This is a genomic window from Streptomyces sp. NPDC096176, assembly GCF_044763255.1.
Lineage (GTDB): Bacteria > Actinomycetota > Actinomycetes > Streptomycetales > Streptomycetaceae > Streptomyces.
Window position 1 is genome coordinate 260,862 of sequence record NZ_JBIWFV010000005.1, and the last position, 20,888, is coordinate 281,749.

General features: G+C 68.8%; 16 protein-coding genes. 11 read left to right on the forward strand and 5 right to left on the reverse strand.

What is annotated here, in order from left to right; translation table 11 throughout:
- Positions 1-24: 24 nt before the first annotated feature.
- Positions 25-807 carry an SDR family oxidoreductase gene (locus ACIQ7Q_RS15945; protein WP_403861216.1) on the forward strand — a complete coding sequence of 261 codons (783 nt, stop codon included), beginning with the start codon at positions 25-27 and terminating at the stop codon, positions 805-807.
- A 240-nt stretch (positions 808-1,047) separates the two neighbouring features.
- Positions 1,048-2,607 carry a sodium:solute symporter family protein gene (locus ACIQ7Q_RS15950; protein ID WP_403861219.1) on the forward strand — a complete coding sequence of 520 codons (1,560 nt, stop codon included), beginning with the start codon at positions 1,048-1,050 and terminating at the stop codon, positions 2,605-2,607.
- Positions 2,608-2,790: 183 nt separating this feature from the next.
- On the opposite strand, the gene ACIQ7Q_RS15955 is transcribed toward ACIQ7Q_RS15950, so the two are convergent.
- Both ACIQ7Q_RS15955 and ACIQ7Q_RS15960 read right to left on the reverse strand, forming a co-directional pair.
- Positions 2,791-3,921, reverse strand: a complete 1,131-nt coding sequence (locus ACIQ7Q_RS15955) for an ADP-ribosylglycohydrolase family protein (RefSeq protein WP_403861222.1) — start codon at positions 3,919-3,921, stop codon at positions 2,791-2,793.
- A gap of 214 nt (positions 3,922-4,135) precedes the next feature.
- Positions 4,136-6,730, reverse strand: a complete 2,595-nt coding sequence (locus tag ACIQ7Q_RS15960; protein WP_403861225.1) for a bifunctional FO biosynthesis protein CofGH — start codon at positions 6,728-6,730, stop codon at positions 4,136-4,138.
- Between the two features lie 325 nt (positions 6,731-7,055).
- Here ACIQ7Q_RS15960 and ACIQ7Q_RS15965 point away from each other — a divergent pair, with 325 nt between their 5' ends.
- The 4 genes from ACIQ7Q_RS15965 (at position 7,056) to ACIQ7Q_RS15980 (ending at position 13,767) form a co-directional block, all read left to right on the forward strand.
- On the forward strand, positions 7,056-7,628 hold the full coding sequence (locus ACIQ7Q_RS15965; RefSeq protein WP_403862146.1) for a Uma2 family endonuclease: 573 nt from the start codon (positions 7,056-7,058) through the stop codon (positions 7,626-7,628).
- A gap of 255 nt (positions 7,629-7,883) precedes the next feature.
- Positions 7,884-8,387 (forward strand): SseB family protein, encoded by a 504-nt coding sequence (locus tag ACIQ7Q_RS15970; protein ID WP_403861229.1) that lies wholly within the window; start codon positions 7,884-7,886, stop codon positions 8,385-8,387.
- Complete coding sequence (locus tag ACIQ7Q_RS15975) at positions 8,384-9,031, forward strand: hypothetical protein (protein ID WP_403861232.1); 648 nt, start codon at positions 8,384-8,386, stop codon at positions 9,029-9,031. Before ACIQ7Q_RS15970 ends, ACIQ7Q_RS15975 begins: the two co-directional genes overlap by 4 nt.
- On the forward strand, positions 9,031-13,767 hold the full coding sequence (locus ACIQ7Q_RS15980) for a putative T7SS-secreted protein (RefSeq protein WP_403861235.1): 4,737 nt from the start codon (positions 9,031-9,033) through the stop codon (positions 13,765-13,767). The genes ACIQ7Q_RS15975 and ACIQ7Q_RS15980 overlap by 1 nt, the downstream gene beginning before the upstream one ends.
- On the opposite strand, the gene ACIQ7Q_RS15985 is transcribed toward ACIQ7Q_RS15980, so the two are convergent.
- Positions 13,768-14,688, reverse strand: a complete 921-nt coding sequence (locus ACIQ7Q_RS15985; protein WP_403861238.1) for a DUF6000 family protein — start codon at positions 14,686-14,688, stop codon at positions 13,768-13,770. It abuts the gene before it with no gap.
- Positions 14,689-15,008: 320 nt separating this feature from the next.
- Complete coding sequence (locus ACIQ7Q_RS15990) at positions 15,009-15,479, reverse strand: ATP-binding protein (protein ID WP_403861241.1); 471 nt, start codon at positions 15,477-15,479, stop codon at positions 15,009-15,011.
- Between the two features lie 140 nt (positions 15,480-15,619).
- On the opposite strand from ACIQ7Q_RS15990, the gene ACIQ7Q_RS15995 reads away from it, so the two are divergent.
- From ACIQ7Q_RS15995 to ACIQ7Q_RS16010, 4 genes are all read left to right on the forward strand, one after another.
- Positions 15,620-16,486, forward strand: coding sequence for a Scr1 family TA system antitoxin-like transcriptional regulator (locus tag ACIQ7Q_RS15995; RefSeq protein ID WP_403861244.1), 867 nt, complete (start codon positions 15,620-15,622; stop codon positions 16,484-16,486).
- A complete protein-coding gene (locus ACIQ7Q_RS16000; RefSeq protein WP_403861247.1) occupies positions 16,483-16,680 on the forward strand; it encodes a DUF397 domain-containing protein in 198 nt (65 codons plus the stop codon). Before ACIQ7Q_RS15995 ends, ACIQ7Q_RS16000 begins: the two co-directional genes overlap by 4 nt.
- A gap of 325 nt (positions 16,681-17,005) precedes the next feature.
- A complete protein-coding gene (locus ACIQ7Q_RS16005; protein ID WP_403861250.1) occupies positions 17,006-17,905 on the forward strand; it encodes a helix-turn-helix domain-containing protein in 900 nt (299 codons plus the stop codon).
- A 21-nt stretch (positions 17,906-17,926) separates the two neighbouring features.
- The gene (locus ACIQ7Q_RS16010; RefSeq protein WP_403861252.1) at positions 17,927-18,316 is read left to right on the forward strand and encodes a PIN domain-containing protein; all 390 of its coding nucleotides are present in this window, start codon (positions 17,927-17,929) and stop codon (positions 18,314-18,316) included.
- 13 nt (positions 18,317-18,329) lie between these two features.
- On the opposite strand, the gene ACIQ7Q_RS16015 is transcribed toward ACIQ7Q_RS16010, so the two are convergent.
- Positions 18,330-19,157 carry an LLM class F420-dependent oxidoreductase gene (locus ACIQ7Q_RS16015; RefSeq protein WP_403861255.1) on the reverse strand — a complete coding sequence of 276 codons (828 nt, stop codon included), beginning with the start codon at positions 19,155-19,157 and terminating at the stop codon, positions 18,330-18,332.
- Between the two features lie 158 nt (positions 19,158-19,315).
- Here ACIQ7Q_RS16015 and ACIQ7Q_RS16020 point away from each other — a divergent pair, with 158 nt between their 5' ends.
- Positions 19,316-20,872 (forward strand): CehA/McbA family metallohydrolase, encoded by a 1,557-nt coding sequence (locus ACIQ7Q_RS16020; protein WP_403861258.1) that lies wholly within the window; start codon positions 19,316-19,318, stop codon positions 20,870-20,872.
- Positions 20,873-20,888 lie beyond the last annotated feature (16 nt).

Genomic DNA, 20,888 nt, shown 5'->3' on the forward strand with positions numbered 1-20,888 from the left:
CCGCCAGCCTCGGGAGGCACGGGCATGCTGCTTCGGGACAAGACCGTCATCGTGTCCGGCGTCGGCGCCGGACTGGGGCACCAGGTCGCGGCGGCCGTCGTCGAGGAAGGCGGCAACGCCGTCCTCGGCGCGCGCACGGAGGCGAACCTCGCCAAATCGGCCGACGAGATCGACCCCGGCGGTACGCAAACCGCGTACCGGGCCACCGACATCACCGACGAGGAGCAGTGCGAGGCGCTGGCGACCCTCGCGCTGGGGCGGTTCGGGCGGATCGACGCGGTCGTTCACGTCGCCGCGTGGGACAGCTGCTTCGGCGGCCTCGAGGACGCGGACTTCACGACCTGGCAGGGCGTTCTGGATGTGAACCTGCTCGGCACGCTGCGGATGACGCGGGCGTGCCTGCCGGGACTCAAGGAGAGGGGCGGCTCGGTCGTGATCATCGGCACGCAGTCGGCGGTGGCCGCGCCCTCGCAGGTGCGGCAGGCGGCGTACGCGGCGTCCAAGGGGGCGCTCACGTCCGCGATGTACTCGCTGGCACGGGAGTTGGGCCCCCACCGGATACGGGTGAACACGGTCCTGCCCGGCTGGATGTGGGGGCCGCCGGTGCAGGCGTACGTCCAGTTCACGGCCCTCACCGAAGGGGCGCCGGAGAGCGAGGTGCTCGGGCGGCTGACCGAGCGGATGGCGCTGCCCGAGCTGGCGACGGATCAGGACGTGGCACAGGCGGCCACTTTCCTCGCCTCCGACCGTGCCAGGTCGATCACGGGCCAGTCGTTGCTCGTCAACGCGGGCGAGTTGATGCGGTAGCAGCCGCGGTCTCCCGCGATCCGGCTCCCGCGGGCGGCTGCACACTCCGACCACCTCCGGTCGCGCGGGCACATATCCCGTGCGACCCCTTTTTCACCTTCTGGCGTTCATGAATAAGAACAGAGGTCAAAAGTCCGAACGATTTTACTCGCTCTTGACCCTCCAGTCCGTTGTAGTGCCACCTTGCCGGGCCACACCATGAACGGCGTTCACAAGACGGACCGGACCCCTGGAGGGGGCATGAACAGTCTCGACTGGGCCGTACTCATCGGCTATTTCGGAGTGATGGTCGCGATCGGCGTCTGGTCCCACAAGCGCGTGGACAACGTCAGCGACTTCTTCACGGCCGGCGGCAAGATGCCGTGGTGGCTCTCCGGCATCTCGCACCACATGTCGGGCTACAGCGCGGTGATGTTCACCGGCTACGCGGCCATCGCCTACACCTACGGCGTCACCTCGTACGTCACCTGGTCCTTCCCCATCGCCATCGGCATCGCGATCGGCGCCAAGGTGTTCGCCCCCAGGCTCAATCGGGTGCGGTCGCGACTGCACGTCTCCTCGCCGCTCGAGTATCTGAAGAACCGCTACAACCTGCCGACGCAGCAGGCGCTCGCCTGGTCCGGTGTACTGCTGAAGATCGTCGACGTCGGCGCGAAGTGGGCGGCCATCGCCACTCTGCTCTCCGTCTTCACCGGCGTCTCCCTCAACATGGGCATCCTGATCACCGGTGCGGTCACCGCCGTCTACTGCACCGTCGGCGGCCTGTGGGCCGACGCCCTGACCGAACTCGGCCAATTCATCATCCAGTTCGTCGCCGGCATCGCGATGCTCGTCGCCGTCATGGCCGAACTCGGCGGCTTCAGCAGCCTGTGGACCGTGTGGGACGAGCCGAAGCTGGCCGGCCACGCGGAGCCGCTGGCCGGCCCGTACATGATGGTGTTCCTGATCGCGTATCTCTTCATCAAGACCTTCGAGTACAACGGCGGCATGTGGAACCAGGCCCAGCGCTACATGGCCACCGACTCCGCGAAGTCCGCGCAGCGCTCGGGTGCGCTGTCCGCCGTGCTGTGGCTGGTCTGGCCGGCGGTGCTGTTCTTCCCCATGTGGGTCGCGCCGCTGCTCATCGAGACGGACACGCCCTCCGACAGCTACGCGCTGATGGCGGAGCAGTTGCTGCCCCACGGCCTGCTCGGCCTGGTCATCGTCGGCTTCTTCTCGCACACGATGGCCATGTGCTCCTCCGACGCCAACGCCATCGCCGCCGTCGTCACCCGCGACATCATGCCCGCCCTGTCCCGCAAGGTCCGCGAGTGGGACACCCGCGCCGGGCTGCTCGCGGCGCGCTGGACGACGCTGCTCTTCCTGGGCCTGTCGATGGCGATCGCGACACAGGTCAACTCGCCGTTCTTCGGCGACATCATCACCGTCGTCATCAAATGGGTCGCCGGGCTCATGGGCCCGATCGCCATCCCGCTGATGCTCGGCCTGCTCCCCTGGTTCCGCAAGAGCGGCCCCACCGCGGCACTGCTCAGCTGGGGCATCGGTCTGGTGACCTTCTGGCTGGTCAACTACCCGATCAGCTGGAACGTGGAAGGCGGCGTTCCGCTGCAGTACCAGATCTCGGTGCCGCTGGCCGTGTCGCTCGTCCTCTACATCGTGATCGGCTGGATCAAGCCGGAGGACACACCGGAGCGCGACGAGGTCCTGGCGAAGATCAACGGCGACGACGAGGGCGGCGCCGGCTCGGACGCGGTGGGCCTGGTCCCGGCCCCGGCCGCCCGCGAGACCACCGGCCTCTGACGGCCCCGCCGCGCGCGAGACCAACGGCCTGCCATGCCCCGGCGTGCCCGGTGAGCCCGATCGTCCCGCAGCGCGGGCCGGTCGGGCGTACCGGCGTACGGGCGCGGGTGCATCGGCGCTGGGCCGGACGGGCGCGCGTCCATCGGTTCACGTGCACGAGCTCACCGGCCGGGCGTGCGAGCGTCAGGGCAGTTCGGCCGCCGCTCGCGGGTAGCGCTGCACCCAGCCCGGCGCAGTCGCCGTAGGGCTGTGCAGAGCCGGGCCCTGGGTCATCTCCATCGCGAAGTCGTCCGCGATCTCCAGCACCGTCGGGCGGCCCTCCAGCTCGCACAGCCAGGCCGGCGGCAGCGCCGTCTCCCCGTGCAGTGCGCCCAGCAGCGCGCCGCACACGGCGCCGGTCACCTCGGAGGGGCCGTCGTGGTTGACGGCGAGGCGCAGCCCGTGCCGGATGTCCTCACCGACGAGCGCGCAGTAGACGGCGATCGCGAGGGCGTCCTCCGCGAGGTGGGCCTCTCCGATGGCGGCGATCCTCGCGGCGCTCGGGATCCCCTGGCGTACGGCCCCGAGCGCCTGCTTGAGCGCGTCGGTGACGGGCTGGTGGCCGGGCCGGGACGCCAGTTGCGCGAGGGCGCGCTGCACCGAGCCGTCCAGCGTCTCGCCGCGGGCCAGGCCGTGCACGATGACCGCGAACGCGCCCGCCGACAGATAAGCGGTCGGGTGCCCGTGGGTCTGCGCCGCGCACTCGACAGCGAGCTGGCAGACCAATTGCGGCTCCCAGCCGACGAGCAGCCCGAACGGTGCCGATCGCACGAGCGCGCCGGCGTCGCGGGCCGTGGGGTTCTTCGGGGCCTGGAGGGTGCCCATGTTCTCGTCACCGAGACCGGTGACGGTGTCGCGAGACGGGTTGCGGCGGCTGTAGAGCCACTCCTCGCGGGCGAGCCAGCCGTTGTCCTTGCGGCGTTCGTCGGGGCCCCAGTCGCGCTGGGTGGCCGCCCATCTCAGATACGCGCGGTGCACGTCGGTCGGCGGGTGCCAGGCGCCGGAGTCGCGGCGGACCTGGGCCCGTATCAGTCCGTCGACGGTGAAGAGCGTCAGCTGGGTGGCGGCCGTGACGGCGCCGCGGCGGCCGTTGACGGGTGTGAGGTCCATCAGCCCGTCGGAGCCGTGGACGGTACGGATCTCCTCGAGGGTCAGCCCTCCGACACCGGCGCCGAGCGCGTCGCCGATGGCTCCGCCGAGCAGAGCGCCGCGCACCCTGGCGCGGAAGTCCTGCTGCTCGGCACGGCCCCACACGGCTGTGGCTGCTGCGCTCACCGCGCTCCTCCCCGGACGTCGTCGAACGAACCCTGCCCGGCGCAGCACTGTAATCGAACGGGGGCGACCGGTTCAGAGGGCACGTAGGGTTCGCGCGGGTATGTGACCAAACCCGCGGGAGGTCGCTTTTGGCCGCACGACCGACCCGGCGGGCCCGACCGTAACGCGTCCGCAGGCCCGCCCGGACCGGCCGTGCCCGGCCCCTCCCCCCCACTCAGTCCGGCAGCAACGGAAGCAGCTCCGGCAGGTGTCCGTCGGACGCGATCGCCGCCTGCTGCCGTTCCGCCGGAACCTCCCCGTACAGGGTCGTGCGCGGCCTGGACGGCCGTCCGGCGGCCTCCGCGATGGCGGTCAGATCGCGGACGGAGCGGTACGAGCCGTAACTCGAGCCCGCCATACGGGAGATGGTCTCCTCCATCAGCGTGCCGCCGAGGTCGTTGGCCCCGGAGCGGAGCATCTCCGCCGCACCCTCCGCGCCCAGTTTGACCCAGCTTGTCTGGATGTTGGTGATGTGCGGATGGAGCAGGATGCGGGCCATCGCGGTGACAGCCCTGTTGTCGCGGGTCGTGGGCCCGGGCCGGGCGATCCCCGCCAGATACACGGGTGCGTTGGTATGGATGAACGGCAGGGTCACGAACTCGGTGAAGCCGCCGGTCTCCTGCTGGATCCGGGCGAGAGTGCGGAAGTGACCGAGCCAGTGCCGGGGCTGATCCACGTGCCCGTACATCATCGTGGACGAGGAGCGGATGCCGAGCTCGTGCGCCGTCTTCACGACCTCGATCCAGGTCGCCGTGGGCAGCTTGCCCTTGGTGAGGACCCAGCGGACCTCGTCGTCGAGGATCTCGGCGGCGGTGCCGGGGATCGAGTCGAGTCCCGCCTCCTTCGCCGCCGTCAGCCACTCCCGGATCGACATGCCGGTGCGGCTGGCGCCGTTGACGACCTCCATCGGCGAGAAGGCGTGCACATGCATGCCGGGGACGCGTTCCTTGACGGCCCGGGCGATGTCGAAGTACGCGGTGCCGGGCAGGTCGGGGTGGATGCCGCCCTGCATGCACACCTCGACGGCGCCGACGTCCCACGCCTGCTCGGCGCGGTCGGCGACCTGGCTCAGCGACAGGGTGTACGCGTCGGCGTCCGTGCGCCGCTGGGCGAAGGCGCAGAAACGGCAGCCGGTGTAGCAGACGTTGGTGAAGTTGATGTTCCGCGTGACGATGTACGTGACGTCGTCGCCGACGACCGAGCGGCGGAGCTCGTCGGCGATGCGGGTGAGCGCGTCGAGGGCGGGCCCGTCGGCATGCAGGAGCGCGAGAGCTTCGTCGTCGGTGAGCTTCGTCGGGTCGTCGGCGGCCTGCCCGAGCGCCTGCCGAACGTCCGTGTCGATGCGCTGCGGCACCATTCCGGGCGCTGCGGCCTCCCGCAACGCGTCCCAGTCGCCGTAGACGGCGTCGAAGTCGTCACGGCGGTCGTGCGTGCGGCCCTCGGTGTCGATGGTCCGGTGCAGGTCCGTCCGCCCGGTGGCGGTGAACCCCTCGTCGGGCTCCTGCCACGGCAGCCCCGCGGGCAGCGCGTCCGCGCGTGCGAGGCCGGTCTCCGGGTCGGCCAGCGCCCGTACGTGCGGCAGCAGTCGCGGGTCGAGCCACGGCTCACCGCGCTGCACGAACTCCGGGTACACGCAGAGCCGTTCGCGCAGCTCGAAGCCCTCCGCCGCCGACTTCTCCGCGAGCTCGTCGATCTGCGGCCAGGGCCGCTCGGGGTTGACGTGGTCGGGGGTCAGGGGGGACACGCCACCCCAGTCGTCGATGCCGGCGCGGATCAGCCGCGCGTACTCGGCGTCCACCAGGTTCGGCGGGGCCTGGAGGCAGGCGGAGGGCCCCATGATGTGCCGGGCGACGGCAACGGTCGCGACGAGCTCGTCCAGCTCGGCATCCGGCATACCCCGCATGGCCGTGTCCGGCTTGGCACGGAAGTTCTGCAGGATCAGCTCCTGGATGCCGTGATACGCACGGGAGATGCGGCGCAGCGCGAACAGCGACTCGGCACGCTCCTCGTACGTCTCGCCGATCCCGATCAGCAGCCCGCTGGTGAACGGCACGTTCGTCCGCCCGGCATCCTCGAGCACCCGCAGCCGGACGGCCGGCTCCTTGTCGGGCGAACCGTGGTGCGGCCCGCCGGGCTCGCTCCACAGCCGGGTCGCCGTCGTCTCCAGCATCATGCCCATGGACGGCGCGACCGGCTTCAGGCGCTGGAAGTCGGTCCACGACATGACACCGGGATTGAGGTGGGGCAGCAGCCCGGTCTCCTCCAGGATCCGGATCGCCATGGCCCGCACGTACGCGATCGTGTCGTCGTACCCATGGGCGTCGAGCCACTCCCGGGCCTCCGGCCAGCGATCCTCCGGCTTGTCCCCGAGCGTGATCAGCGCTTCCTTGCAACCCATCTCCGCGCCGCGCCGCGCGATCTCCAGGACCTCGTCCGGCGACAAAAACATGCCGTGCCCCGCGCGGCGCAGCTTGCCGGGCACGGTGGCGAAGGTGCAGTAGTGGCACTTGTCGCGGCACAGGCGGGTGAGCGGGATGAAGACGCTCTTCGAGTACGTGATGATCCCGGCCCGCCCGACAGCCTCGAGCCCCGCGTCCCGCACGCGTCCGGCGGACGCCGCAAGGTCCTCCAGGTCGCTTCCCCTGGCCTGCAACAGCACGGCGGCCTCGGCCACATCGAGGGCCACCCCGTCCCTCGCCCGCTTCAGCGCACGCCGCATGGCGTTCTCGGTGGGCCGCGCTGCGTGCTGTCCGCCCTGGTGATCGGTCATGCGTCGAGCATACGAGCGCCCGCGGACAGCCGGGCCGGGGCAGTGGCCCGGACCTGCCCACCCCGAATGACTTTCGGCCTCGCCCGCGGCTGAGTACGTGCGCCTACGCCTACCTGAGCCCGGTCCGGCGGCCGGAACCGAGCCCCTGCGGGGCGCCGCGCCACCCGAGGAGACCCCCACAGCCAGGCACCTGCCCGGCCCCCTCCCCGTCCCGCGTCCGCATGGGCGGACTTCGTCACGTACGCGCGCGCCGCGTCCGCCCGCATCCGGCCCGCGCCACACGTTCCAGTCTGGTGCTGACCCCACGGAGGACATCGTGAGCAGCATGACCCCCAAGCAGATCGAGCGCATGCGTGAGGTCGTCGCGCACCTCTCCGAATACGCGGAGCATCTCGAAAAGGGCTGGAAGGTGGAGACCTCCGAGGGCGAAGTGAAGTTCGTCATGATGAGCCCGAACCTGCCCCACATCACCAATGTCGATGTCTTCCGCGACCAGATCAAGGCTCAGACACCGGCAATCACAGCCGTCAACAACACGGACATGCTGGATCCGCTGACCGGGCTCGAGAAGGTGCCCGCCCTGATGGCGTTCCCGGCCGAGGACGTCGATCCGCAGGCGGAGTCCATCGATCCGCGGGCGGTCCTCGTCGTGGTCGAGATCGTGTCCAAGAGCAATCCCAAGAACGATCTCGTCACGAAGCTGGAGGACTATCCCAGGATGGGGATCCCCCTCTACATCGTGGTGGACCCCCGCAACGGCACCATCGGCGTCCACTCCGCCCCGAACGACGGACCCGATGGCCTCAAGTACCGGTCCTCGATCCCCTACTCCTTCGGCGACACGGTCCCGGCCGGGAGGTGGACGTTCGACACGTCTGGGCTTGTCCGCTACCGGTGACGCGTACAACGCGCCTGAACACATAGCCAATTCCCTCGTTGCTGCTCAGAAGCATTCCTCGGGCGGGACGTCGCCCAACTCGCCCCGGCGGTCAGTACCTGGTGGCGCGCGGCGCGCGCCCGAGGCCGAACGGCGGGCGCTGACGGCTGCGGGCGGGGTGATGCGACGTCAAGAACGCACGCGTGGCGCCGGATGCGCCAGCTTGCCCAGTTTTGATCGTTGCTGGTGAGAAAGCGGCCGTGAAAGCATCTCCGGGTGAGTGACAACGGGGATGGGATATCGAGGCCTGACCGCCTCTCGGGGCTTGCGGAGTTGGCCGATTGGCCTGCGGCGGAGGTGCCGCCGGCAGAGCCGTCGCCTTCGCTGTCTGCTGCTTCCGGTGCCGCGCCGGTGGACGAGGCCGCGTTGGCGCGGCGTCGGTTTGCGGTGTTGCTGGGGGAATTTCGGCGGACGGCAGTGTTGGTGCCGTTCGATGCGCAGGGGAGTTTGTGGACGGCGGATTTCAACGGGGTGCGGTGGATCTGTGCGTTCTCGGACGAGGAGGCGTTGGCCCGGTTCGCGCGGGCGCAGGGGGATGCGGGCCGTGAGTGGGAGTTCCGGACGGTTCTGGGTGCGCGGCTTTTGGATGTGATGGTGCCGATGCTGCCTGGCCCGGCGGGTGTGGCGCTGGATGCGGGCAGCGTGGAGGGCATGTTGTTTCCGCCGGTGGTGGGTGTGGTGCCGGATGCGGTGGCGGTTGATCTCGGGGGGATGCAGTGAGCGGGGAGAGTGCTGATCTTGCGGCGCCGCCGGTGGCGTTGGCGGCGATTGCGGCGGGGATCAATCTGGCGCATGCGGAGTTGAAGGAGCTCGGCATGATCGGGGAGGCGTCGACGGGTCGGGGGTTTTCGGATCTGGCGTTGTCGGGGTTGGAGTTGGGGCATGGCGGTTTGACGGCGGAGTTCGAGACGTTCTGCAACCGGTGGGAGTGGGGGGTACGGGCGCTGACGCTGCGCGGGAACGCTTTCGCGCAGGGGGTGGGCCTGTCGGCGGGGTCGTTCGCGGAGCAGGAGCAGTACATCAAGGACACGATCAAGATCGGCGTGAACTCGGTGAACGGTAATCCGCATCTGTCGGAGGACGAGGTCAAGCAGATGCGCTGGGGCACGATCCGTGACCAGCATGCGTGGGACAACGCGGACTGGAGCAAGGAGTCGTTTGCCCAGGCGCACACCGAGGTGAAGCAGACGTGGGCGGACACCACGTATGACGTGATGGACGCGCAGAACGACGCGTTGGAGCGGGCGGGTGTGATCGATCCGGCTGTGCGGGAGAGGCTGGACGCGCAGTTGCGTGAGGACCTGGATCCGTCGCGGGAGACGGTGGATCTGGCGGAGCAGCCGCGTTGGGGGGAGAGCCGCTGATGGGGGACTTCGGGGTGATCGGCGATCTGGCCGGCAAGGCCACGGACAAGATCGTCGACGGGATCGACCATGGCATCGACAAGGGCAAGGAGCTTGTCGGTGAGGGTGTCGACTATGTGACCGACAAGGCCGGGCAGGGCTTGCGGCACTACGGTCATGACGGGTTGGCGGAGGTCGTCGAGGACTGGGGGGACGAAACCGCGTCCTCGCTCGGCGCCGAGGTCGGCGAGCTGCAACTCGGTCAGACCGAGGAAGCCAATGAGCTGATCCACGGCCGGCCTACGGAGATCGCCGCGACGGTGAAGAACCTGCGCGACTTCCAGAAGGCGTTCGACCTCGTGGGTGCCGGGATGAAACGGCTGGACTCCGGCAACTGGAAGGGCGAGGCCGCCGAAACGTTCCGGGAGAAGTTCCAGACACTGCCCACCGACTGGCTGCGGGCAGCGGACGCGTTCGAGGACGCGGCCAAGGCGCTGGAGACGTTTTCCAAGGCGGTGGTGAGCGCGCAGGGCAAAGCGCGCGAGGCGATCGCCCTGTACAAGGAGGGCACCAAGGACTCCAAGACGGCCGTTGACGCGTTCAACAAGAAGGTCGACGCCTACAACGCCGCACTCGGCGGCGACAAGCCGCTGCCCCACCCCGGTGAGTTCTCCGACCCGGGCAAGGCCAAGCGGCAGCGCGCCCAGGAGATCCTCAAGGACGCCCGCACCGCCCGCAACGAGGCCGGCGAGAGCGCGAAGACCGCTGTCCACGCCGCCCTCGCGCATGCTCCGAAGGAGCCCACCGGCCGGGAGAAGGCCGTGTTGGAGATCGCGGACTGGGGTGTGGGACAGGGCATCGAGCTGGCCCACTTCGGCGGCGGCATCGTCAAGGGCACCGCCGGCATCGTCAACTTCGTCCGCTCCGTCGCGCCGATCGACATGTACAACCTGACCCACCCGGCCGAGTACTGGAAGGGCGTCAACACAACCCTCGCCGGCCTGGCCTCCACCGTCGCCAACCCCGACCGCGCCCTGAAGAACGCCTGGGAAGCCGCCAAGGGCGACCCTTCCGAATTCCTCGGCCGCCTCGTCCCCGAAATCCTCGGCACCAAGGGCACGGGCGCGTTGAGGACCGTCCTGCGCGCCGGGACCAACGACGCCGTCACCGCGGGGGCGAAGACGGCGGCACGAGAAGGCGTGGAGGACGCGGCGAAGCCCGCCAGGACGCCGGATGCTGTCGAGCACAAGGGCACCGACCCGGTGGACCTGGCCACGGGGTCCATGTACCTGCCCCAGACGGACATCGTCCTGCCCGGCACGCTTCCGCTGGTCTTCAGGCGCCGAGTCGCTTCCGACTACCGGGCTGGACGATGGTTCGGCCCTTCCTGGTCCTCCACGGCCGATCAGCGCCTCGAGATCGATTCCGAGGGTGTCGTGTTCGTGTGCGAGGACGGCTTGCTGCTGTCCTACCCGCACCCCGCCCCGGGCGTCCCCGTCATGCCGACCCACGGACCGCGTCGACCGCTCGACCGCGACCCGGGCGGCGACTACACGATCACCGACCCGGACACCGGCCGCGTCTGGCACTTCGCGACCCGTCACGACGCCCTGGCGCTGCTCGTCCAGATCGACGACCGCAACGGCAACTGGATCACCTTCGAGTACGACGACGCCGGTGCCCCGACCTCGATCGTGCACAGCGGTGGCTACCACCTGAAGCTCGCCACGGACGAGGGCCGGGTCACCGCCCTGTCCCTGACCGGCGGAGCCTTGGACGGCGGCGACCAGGAGATCCTGAGCTACGGCTACACCGACGGGAACCTCACCACCGTCACCAACTCCTCCGGACTGCCGCTTCGTTTCGGCTACGACGAGCGCGCCCGGATCACTTCCTGGACGGACACCAACGGCAGTCGTTACGACTACGTCTACGACGACCAGGACCGGTGCATCGCCGAATCCGGTGCCGACGGCCACATGGCCCTACGCCTCGACTATGACGGTGTCGACGAGGAGACCGGCCTGCGCGTCACGACGACCACAACCGCCGCGGGTGCGGTGAGCCGGTTCGTCATCAACGAGGCTCACCAGGTCGTCAAGGAAATCGACCCGCTCGGCGCGGTCACTCGCTACGAACGCGACCGGTACAACCGGCTGCTGAGCCGTACCGACCCGCTCGGCCGCACGACACGCTTCGAGTACGACGAGACCGGGCGCCCCATCGTGATCGTCCGCCCCGACGGCCGCGAGATGTCGGCGCAGTACAACGAGCTCGGACTGGCCGTCCGCGTGACCAACCCGGACCGGACAACGGTCCGCCAGGAGTACGACCAGCGGGGCAACCGGATCTCGGTGACCGCACCCTCCGGGGCCGTCACCCGCTACAGCTACGACGAGGCCGGCCACGTCACCTCGGTCACCGACGCACTCGGAAACACCAGCCGCATCCGCAGCAATGCCGTCGGCCTTCCCGTCGAGATCACCGATCCTCTCGGCGCGGTGACACGCATCGAGCGCGACCCCTTCGGCCGCCCCGTCACCCTCGTCGACCCCCTCGGGGCCACGACCAGGCTGGAATGGACCCCGGAGGGCAAGCTCGCCCGCCGTACCGAGGCCGACGGCACCCAGCAGTCCTGGACCTATGACGGCGAAGGCAACTGCATCGCCCACACCGACGCCATGGGACAGGTGTCCCGCTTCGAGTACACCCACTTCGACCTGCTCAGCGCCCGCACCGGCCCGGACGGAGTGCGCTACGAATTCACCCACGACCACGAGCTGCGCCTCACCCAGGTCCTCAACCCACAGGGCCTGACCTGGGAATACGCATACGACCCGGCCGGACACCTCATATCCGAGACCGACTTCGACAACCGCACACTCGCCTACGAACGGGACCCGGCCGGTCGCCTCGTCGCCCGCACCGACGCTCTCGGACAGACCATCCGCTACGAGCGCGACGAACTCGACCGCATCACCCGCAAGGACGCCGCCGGGAAGATCACGACCTTCGCCTACGACCTCTCCGACCAACTCGCCGAAGCCGTCAACGCCGACGCCACCATCACCTACCTCCGCGACCGCCACGGCCGTCTCGTCTCCGAGACCGTCAACGGCCGCACCATGGCGTACACATACGACGCCCTCGGCCGCCGCACCGGACGCACCACGCCCACCGGCGCCGTCAGTTCCTGGACCTACGACGCCGCAGGTCGGCGCACCTCCCTCACCACGTCGGGCCGCACGATCGCCTTCGAGCACGACGCGGCCGGCCAGGAGATCGCCCGCCGCATCGGCGACACCGTCTCCTTCACGAACGAGTACGACCCGCTGGGCCGCCTCACCAGCCAGCACGTCACTGCCGCAGATCGCAGCATCCAGCGCCGCGACTACAGCTACCGTGCCGACGGCAACCTCATCGCCCTCACCGACCAGCTCACCGGCACCCGCACCTTCGACCTCGACCCGGCCGGACGCGTCTCGGCCGTGCACGCGGCAGGCTGGAGCGAGCGCTACGCCTACGACGAGGCCGGCAACCAGACCGAGGCGTCATGGCCCGCGAGCCACCCCGGCCAAGAGGCGGTCGGCACCCGCGAGTACACCGGCACCACCATCACCCGCGCGGGCAGCATCCGCTACGAACACGACGCACTGGGCCGCATCACCCTCCGCCAGAAGACCCGCCTCTCCCGCAGGCCGGACACCTGGTGCTACGAGTGGGACGCGGAAGACCGCATGCGCTCTGTCACCACCCCCGACGGCACAGTCTGGCGCTACGAATACGACGCACTCGGCCGGCGGACCACAAAACAGCGCCTCGGCGACGACCAGAAAACCGTCCTCGAAAAGATCACTTTCACCTGGGACGGCACGACCCTCTGTGAAGAAATCACCGAAACCGAAGCCCTCCTCAGCCCAGTCGCCCTCACATGGGATCATCAGGGCCTGCGCCCCCTCGCCCAAACGGAACGAATCCTAGCGGTAGAGGAACCCCGGGCAGCGATCGACGAACGCTTCTTTTCGATCATCACGGACCTGATCGGCGCGCCGACCGAACTCATCGATGCGTCGGGCGACGTGGCTTGGCGCTCCCGCACGACATTGTGGGGCGCCACATCATGGGCAGCCTCAAGCTTGGCGTTCACCCCGCTACGCTTCCCGGGGCAGTACTTCGACCCGGAAACGGGCCTGCACTACAACTACTTCCGCCACTACGACCCCCAAGCATCCCGCTATCTCAGCCCGGACCCACTAGGCCTCATACCAGCGCCTAATTCCGCAACGTACGTACCCAACCCACTCACTCAAGTTGATCCACTAGGACTCGCACCAGACCCATGCCCGAACGGGGGCAGTTGGGATCCCCGTGAAGCGCCGTACATCTATCGCGGTGTCAGCTACGCGGACGTATCCGCCCCTCAACACTGGCAGGACATGTACCAGAATGCCCTCCAGGGTCGCGCTGTCCCACATGGGGGCCACTCAGACGTGCAACGGCACGTCGGTGGCGACGAAGGCACCCGGAGCGTTTTCACTTCGTGGACCACTGATTTGGAAGACGTAGCCAGAGAAGCCAGCCACTACGGAAATGGGCCGGGAATTGTGCTCCGCATACCCAATGCGGATAGCCCAGGCTACTCGAGAGTTCCCGGCGTGTCATACCCATATGCAGAATCAGAAGTAACACTCATCGGCACCATCGAGAATGCGGAGATTAGCATTTCAGGAGGCCCATGGCATTATCCCGGGCGATGATTAATGCGAATGCAGCAAGGCCTCATCGAGCGACGGGAGTGCCACTACGTCTCGAACCACTCTTGAATGAAAGAGTCGCGGATGGACAATTACCCATCCACCACTATCAAGCATGACATTGACGAGCAGGGCATGACACGCTTCGCAACGGGCAACCACGATAGGTCTGGTACGAAATACAATCCCAGCACCCGAAAAGCAATCTTGCACTTCCGTATCGAACCGACCCCTCTCCGACTCCTCAGGAATAAGCACCCATGGGGGCACAAGAGGATGAGGGGCCCACTCATCGAACTCCTGCACGATCCGCGATCCGTAAGGGGCCTGCCCGCACCTGACACTCACTCCGTACGCTTCACCGAAGGAGCAGAGAAATCGGATCAATTTCTCCTCTTCCGGCCCATGAGAATAACCTGACCAGCGGGCCCAAATATCTGTCCCCAGAAATCGATCGGCATAATTAGTAGATAGCCGAACATCCAATACTTGAAGTCCGGCAAGCGCCCAGTTCTGGGCATGAACCGATTCATCCGGAGAAAGTGAAGTTTCTAGGAATGAGCACAGAAGTTCAGCGTCCTCATGAGTGCCGAATCGGACCAGAGCGAAACAGTAACCCCGCAGAGGGTTAGCCGCAGAACGCTGCAGAAGAAGCCTGCCGATGAGATCCCGGAAGGCGACCCTGCCATCCATTCCTATCAACCATGCTGCCGTCAGACTTGCGCGCCAATCACCTCGGAGCAGGGAAATCAGTTCGGCATCGGTTACGTCCCGCGCAGCTTCTGCCAAGGATCTTCCAAACGCATCCCGACGCCCATCACTCATATGCGTAATGTTCCAGCCATGGAGCTTCATGTAGCGTCGATCAGGTAGAACATAGCGTCGAACTGCAGCAAGGATCTCTGGATCATCGTTGGGCCACATGGAAAGCATTCTATACGCCGCCCGCAAGACGCGATGTTGAAATACAGCGATAATCTGGATGCAGAGTGTGTAACCCTCCTTCGACTCGGCTCGCAGGGCCGCTTCCGCGTAGGCCGTTCTCGTCAAATACGAAGGCGTCACGGACCTGGGAGTGCGAGAGACGACGTCACGGCCTGACGGATGGACAATCCCGCCTGCAGTCCCCCTCTGCGCCCATCGGAAGTCGGGCGGACGCCTGCAGCAGGTGCAACTGCGACTTCTGGGCAGACGTGGGAGATAGTGGCGGGCTCGGGCAAAGACCGAGACGTGAGTTGCCCTCCTCAAGACATGTTTCGAGCCAGGTCGGCGTCGGACTGATCACAAGTACCGCCAGTGGTCACAGTCGCCCAGACCGTTTTTCCCAAGGGGCGTGGCGTGACGCCCCAGTCGTCCGCCAGCCCGTCCACCAGGAGCAGGCCGCGGCCCGACTCGACGTCCGGGGTCACCGGCTCGGGCACGAGGGACGGGAGGCGTTCGGTGCGGGTGTCGGAGACCTCGATACGCAGGGCGCCTGAGGTCGACAGCAGCAGGCGCAGCTCGAAGTCGCGGCCCGGTACGCGGCCGTGGGTCACCGCGTTCGTCGCTAGTTCCGCGACGATATGGGCCACCGTGTCGGACGCGTGCGTGCCGTGCACGTAGCCCCATGCGTCGAGTTGCTGGACCGCCAGGCGGCGGGCGAGGCGGGCACCGCGGCGGGTGGCGGTGAAGCGCTGGACGAACTCAGCCTTGCAGGTGGTCGTTTCCGTATTCACGTCACCGAGCGTGTCCGGCTCTGCCTACCCTGACCAGGGGTTGCCGGTCGACGGAGCGTCGTTGTGCGAGTACGCGGGCCGCGGTGTGCGGGTCGTCGGGCGTGACCGTGCAGGCGGTGAGGCGAGAGGCAGGTCGGGGCATGGCGGACTCTGAACGCGACGAGCGGCCGGAACGGCCGGCCGAGGTGGACGGGACCACGCATCTGTTCCGTGCGCTCGGAAAGCAGATCAAGGTGCTGCGCGAGGCCACCGGGCTGAGCCAGAAGGAGCTTGGCGCGGCTACGCACTGCGGCGAGGCGCTGATTTCGGCGATGGAACGCGGCGTCCGCACGCCGCAGCCGGACTTCCTCGAGCGCGCGGACGAGCTGCTGGACGCGCGGGGCGTACTGAGGGCGGCGGTACCGGACGTACGGGAGGCGCAGGCGAAGGCTCGGACCCGGCATCCGGAGTGGTACCGGAATTACGCCAAGTTGGAGGCGGGAGCAGTAGAACTGCACGACTACAGCAACCAGGTCGTACATGGTCTGCTGCAGACAGAGGACTACGCGCGGGCCATTTTCTCTCAGCGTCGCCCTCTGCTCGATGAGGACACCATCGTGATTCGAGTCGCCGACCGGCTCGCGCGCCAGCAGCTCTTCGAGCGATGGCCGGCGCCTACGTGCAGCTTCATCGTGGAGGAGGCTGCGCTGCAGCGGCCGATCGGCGGCCGCGCCGTGCACGAGGCTCAGCTGCGTCAGCTCCTGCGCGTGGGGCGTATGCGGACTGTGGAGCTCCAGGTCATGCCGACGGATCGGGAAGAACATCCCAACGTGGACGGGGTCTTCACCCTGCTCACTGCTGAGGCTCGCCAACAGGTGGCCTACACAGAGGTACAGGGCTATCCACGATTGATCACCGATGCGGAACAGGTCCGTCTGATCACCGCTCGCTATGGCATTCTTCGATCTCAAGCCCTGAACGCCCGGGAGTCCCTGGCCCTGATCGAGAAGATGCTGGGAGAGCGATGAACACCGAGCAGCAGCTCCACTGGTTCAAGAGCAGTCACAGTGGCGGCGAAGGAGGCTCCTGCGTCGAGGTCGCGACCGCATCGGCGACCGTCCACGTCCGCGACTCCAAGGACCTCGCCGGGCCCCGGCTGGCCGTCGCGCCCGCCGCCTGGGGCGACTTCGTCGCGTACGCCCGGGCCGTGTCCGCTCGCTGAGGCGCACACACGGGCCTCACGGGGCGGGCAAGCGCGCCCATACGGCGGCGATTTGTCATGGTTGGGCCGGATCGGGGTTTCCCGGTCCCGGTTCTCCAGGACCCCGAGGTCCCCGCTTCAAAAAGCTTTAAGAACCAGGGAAAGAACCAACCCCACCCCACCTCACCCTCCGCTCACTCGGACGGGTGATCCACCCCAACTCAACTGGCGCATATGCCGCTACGCCGTGCAAGCTCAGCCACAGCAACCGCAGAAATGCGGCGGCCCCCGGCCGGGACTGGCATCCCGATCGAGGGCCTCACCAACGAGGAAATAGGCCTTCCCCATGGCTGTAGCGCAGCTTAACGCGCCCGTGTGCGCGTCGCCGCCCGTTCCCGCGGTCGGTATCCGGCACATCAACCTGCCGCACAATGACCGCTTCGTCGTGGTCGGCAACCATCTCGCCCAGCACAGCGGCCTGTCGCTGACAGCGATCGGGCTGTCCGTCCACATCCAGTCGCTCCGCGCGGGCACCAGGATCTCGATCAAGAAGCTCACCGAGCGGTTCCCAGAGGGCGAGGACCGCATCACGGACGCGCTCAACGAGCTTGAACAGCACGGGTATCTGCGGCGTACGCGAGTGCGGCTGCCCTCGGGGCAGCTGATCACGACGACGGAGTCGTTCAACAACCCGCCCGCGCTGCGCGACCGTGTGCGACGGGAGGCGACGGTCCGGCCCGTGCCGGAGGCACCACCACCGCCCGGGCCGGCGGCAGAGCCCACGCCGCCGCCCCCACCACGCCCCGATCCCGAACGCGAGCCCGAGCCCGAGCCCGTGGCACCGAAGCCCAGGCCCACGGCGCCGGCCGCTCCCGTCCCCACGAGCCCCGTCCCCGCCGCGCTCCTCGCGGACCTGCGCCGTCACGATCCCCGGCTGCTGCTCTCCCGGCGGGACGTCGCCCGGCTCGCGCCGGCCGTCGACGCCTGGCTGGCGCGCGGCGTCGCGCCCGACGCCGTGCGGCGGGCGCTGACGGCCGAGCTGCCCGCCGGGCAGCTGCACCACCCGGCGGCGTTGCTCCGGTACCGGCTGACGGCGCTGCTGCCGCCTCCGCTCCCGGCCGCAACTCCTGCCGCGCCGCGCCCGGACCCGTTTCAGACCTGCGACGCATGCGACCTCGCGTTCCGCGCGCCGGAGCCGGGGCTGTGCAAGCACTGCGCGACGGCCGCCGCTCTCTTGACGTCATGACCGTCGGTCCACACATCGGCCGTGTGGGAACTCCTGCGCGTGCGCGAAGCACGGGCAGCATGGGCACCGTTCATCGAGTCCGGCCTCGTGCTGATCTGCGAGCCCACCACGGCCGAGTTTCTCCGCTCGGCGACCAGCCCGGCCCACCGGGATGACCTCGAGGAGCGGCTCCACAGCATGTTCTCGACCGTCCGGGTTCCCGGGGGTGCATGGTCCTGGGTCGGCACGGCACAGTACAAGCTCACGCAGAAGGGCCAGCATCGCGGTGCAGGCCCGTTGGACCTGCTGGTGTGCGCCACGGCGGTCCACCACGGTCTGGTCGTGCTGCACCGCGACAACGACTTCCCCGCTGACGCTCGCGTCGTCGACGAGGCCGAGGTGAGGGACGTCCGGGATCCGTACTCCGCCTGACTCCTGGCGCCTCCTACAGGTACTGCGCGTACTCGTCCAGCACCCGCAGCACCTCCGGCTCGTCACCCGGCGGGAGTTGCAGCACGACCTCCTCCACGCCCAGCTCCGTGTAGTGCGCCAGCTTGCCCGTCGACGGGCGGACCGCGTACGGGACGATCTGGAGGGTCTTCGGGTCGCGGCCCGCCGACTCCCACGCGGCGCGCAGCTGCGGCACGGTCTCCGTGAGGCCCCGGCCGCCGATCGGGAGCCAGCCGTCCGCGTACTCCGTGATGTGGGAGAACAGTTTCGGGCCCGCCGCGCCGCCGACCAGGATGCGGGGGGCTCCGCAGGCCGGTTTGGGGAAGGCCGAGGACGGGCGGACCGATCCGAACTCGCCCTTGTACGCGGTGGGTTCCGGCGCCCACAGGGCTCGCATCAGCCGCATCCGGTCCAGCACGAGCTCGCGGCGCGTCGGCCACTCGACCCCGTGGTCCGCCGCCTCCTCCTTGTTCCAGCCGAAGCCGACACCCAGCGTGAAACGGCCGCCGGAGACGTGGTCCAGCGTGGCGATCTGCTTCGCCAGGTCGATCGGGTCGTGCTGGGCGACCAGGGTGATGCCCGTGCCGAGAGTCAGCCTCGACGTTACGGCCGCCGCCTGCGCCAGGGCCACGAACGGGTCGAGGGTGCGGCCGTATTCGCTCGGCAGTTCGCCGCCCGCCGGGTAGCCGGTGGACCGCTCCACCGGGATGTGGGTGTGCTCCGGGACGTACAGGCCGGCGAAGCCCCGCTGCTCCAGCTCCCGGGCCAGCCGCACCGGGCTGATCGTCTCGTCGGTCAGGAAGATGGTGGTCGAGATCCGCATACGCCCAACGTATGCCGTAGGGGGATCGCTCGTCGCCGGTCATGACGGCGTCGTTCGTCAAATCCCTTCCCTTGGCCGCACGTTAACGGCTCAATACCAGGGTTCGACTGCAAGCTGCATCACTCCTGTCCCTCTCGACACCCTGGGGAGCCGACGGCATGTGCAACGAGGAAGAACACGCGGGACACACCAGCCACGCAGAACACGCGATGGCTCGGCGCGGGCTCATCGTGACGGGGGCGGCCGCCGCCCTTACCTTGGGCAGCGTGAGCTTCGCGAGCGCCGCGCCCCGCGGGAGCGGCACGCCCCGCGACGGCGGCACGCAGACCGAGGTCGTGCGCGGCACGCTGCCGCCCGGCTCGCCCGACTACGTCTACCTGCCGGTCGACGTGCCACGCGGCGTGCGGGAGATCCGCGTCTCGTACACGTACGAGAAGCCTGCGGTCCCCGCCGGTACGGCCGGCAACGCCCTCGACATCGGCCTGTTCGACGAGCGCGGCACCGAGCTGGGCGGCGAAGGCTTCCGGGGGTGGTCGGGCGGGGCGCGGTCCGAGTTCTTCGTCCGGGCGGACGACGCCACTCCCGGGTACATCCCGGGGCCGGTCCGCCCCGGGACCTGGTACATCGCCCTCGGGCCGTACACCGTCGCACCGCAGGGCCTCGCCTACGAGGTCACCGTCACGCTCGAGTACGGGCCCGCGCCGGAGCGCCGCAAGCCGGTTTATCCCGCCGAACGCGCCAAGGGACGCGGGCGCGCCTGGTACCGGGGCGACTGCCACATCCACTCCTGGTACTCGGACGGCAGGCGCACCCCCGCCGAGATCGCTGCCCTCGCGCGGGCCGCCGGGCTCGACTTCATCAACTCGTCCGAGCACAACACCCACTCCGCGCACGCCCACTGGGCCGACCAGGCGGGCGATGACCTGCTGATTCTGCTCGGCGAGGAGGTCACCACCCGCAACGGGCACGTGGTGGCACTGGGCACCGACCCGGGGACGTTCGTCGACTGGCGCTACCGGGCGCGCGACAACCGCTTCGGGCACTACGCCCGCGCGATCAGGCGGGCCGGCGGCCTTGTCGTACCGGCGCATCCGCACGCCACCTGCATCGGCTGCAACTGGAAGTTCGGCTTCGGGGACGCCGATGCGGTGGAGGTCTGGAACGGGCCGTACACGCCCGACGACGAGGTCTCGCTCGCGGACTGGGACAGCGCGCTCGCCGTCGCCGCCCGCGGCGGGAAGCGCTGGACACCGGCCATGGGCAGCAGCGACGCGCACCGCGACCCCGACCCGATCGGCACGCCGCAGACCGTCGTGCTCGCCGATGATCTGACGCGCGAGGCGATCCTCGAAGGGATCAGGGCCGGGCGCAGTTACATCGCCGAGTCCCAGGACGTGTCGGTGACGTTCTCCGCAGCGGGCGGGCGCGGGCGGCATGCCGGCATCGGTGAGCGGCTGCGCGTGGCGGACGACGACCCGGTGACGGTACGGCTGGAGGTGACGGGCGCGCCCGGCTGCTCGGTCCGCTTCGTCACCGACCAGGGCGTACTGCACACGGCGGCGCTGCCGGCGGACGGCGCGGGGACGGTGGAGTGGCGTACGACCGCGCAGTACGCCACCTATGTACGGGCCGAGGTGCGGCACCCGGCCGTGATGCCGCCGCTGCCGGGGGCACCGGCCGCGCTCACCAACCCGATTTTCCTCGGGGGACATTGACCGGCGGTGGCGGACA

Coding starts and splice junctions, on each gene's coding strand:
- ACIQ7Q_RS15965 (WP_403862146.1), top strand. CDS start 7,056: ATGACCCCCAAGCAGATCGAGCGCATGCGTGAGGTCGTCGCGCACCTC.
- ACIQ7Q_RS15950 (WP_403861219.1), top strand. CDS start 1,048: ATGAACAGTCTCGACTGGGCCGTACTCATCGGCTATTTCGGAGTGATG.
- ACIQ7Q_RS15995 (WP_403861244.1), top strand. CDS start 15,620: ATGGCGGACTCTGAACGCGACGAGCGGCCGGAACGGCCGGCCGAGGTG.
- ACIQ7Q_RS15945 (WP_403861216.1), top strand. CDS start 25: ATGCTGCTTCGGGACAAGACCGTCATCGTGTCCGGCGTCGGCGCCGGA.
- ACIQ7Q_RS16000 (WP_403861247.1), top strand. CDS start 16,483: ATGAACACCGAGCAGCAGCTCCACTGGTTCAAGAGCAGTCACAGTGGC.
- ACIQ7Q_RS16005 (WP_403861250.1), top strand. CDS start 17,006: ATGGCTGTAGCGCAGCTTAACGCGCCCGTGTGCGCGTCGCCGCCCGTT.
- ACIQ7Q_RS16015 (WP_403861255.1), bottom strand. CDS start 19,157: ATGCGGATCTCGACCACCATCTTCCTGACCGACGAGACGATCAGCCCG.
- ACIQ7Q_RS15985 (WP_403861238.1), bottom strand. CDS start 14,688: ATGTGGCCCAACGATGATCCAGAGATCCTTGCTGCAGTTCGACGCTAT.
- ACIQ7Q_RS15980 (WP_403861235.1), top strand. CDS start 9,031: ATGGGGGACTTCGGGGTGATCGGCGATCTGGCCGGCAAGGCCACGGAC.
- ACIQ7Q_RS15960 (WP_403861225.1), bottom strand. CDS start 6,730: ATGACCGATCACCAGGGCGGACAGCACGCAGCGCGGCCCACCGAGAAC.
- ACIQ7Q_RS16020 (WP_403861258.1), top strand. CDS start 19,316: ATGTGCAACGAGGAAGAACACGCGGGACACACCAGCCACGCAGAACAC.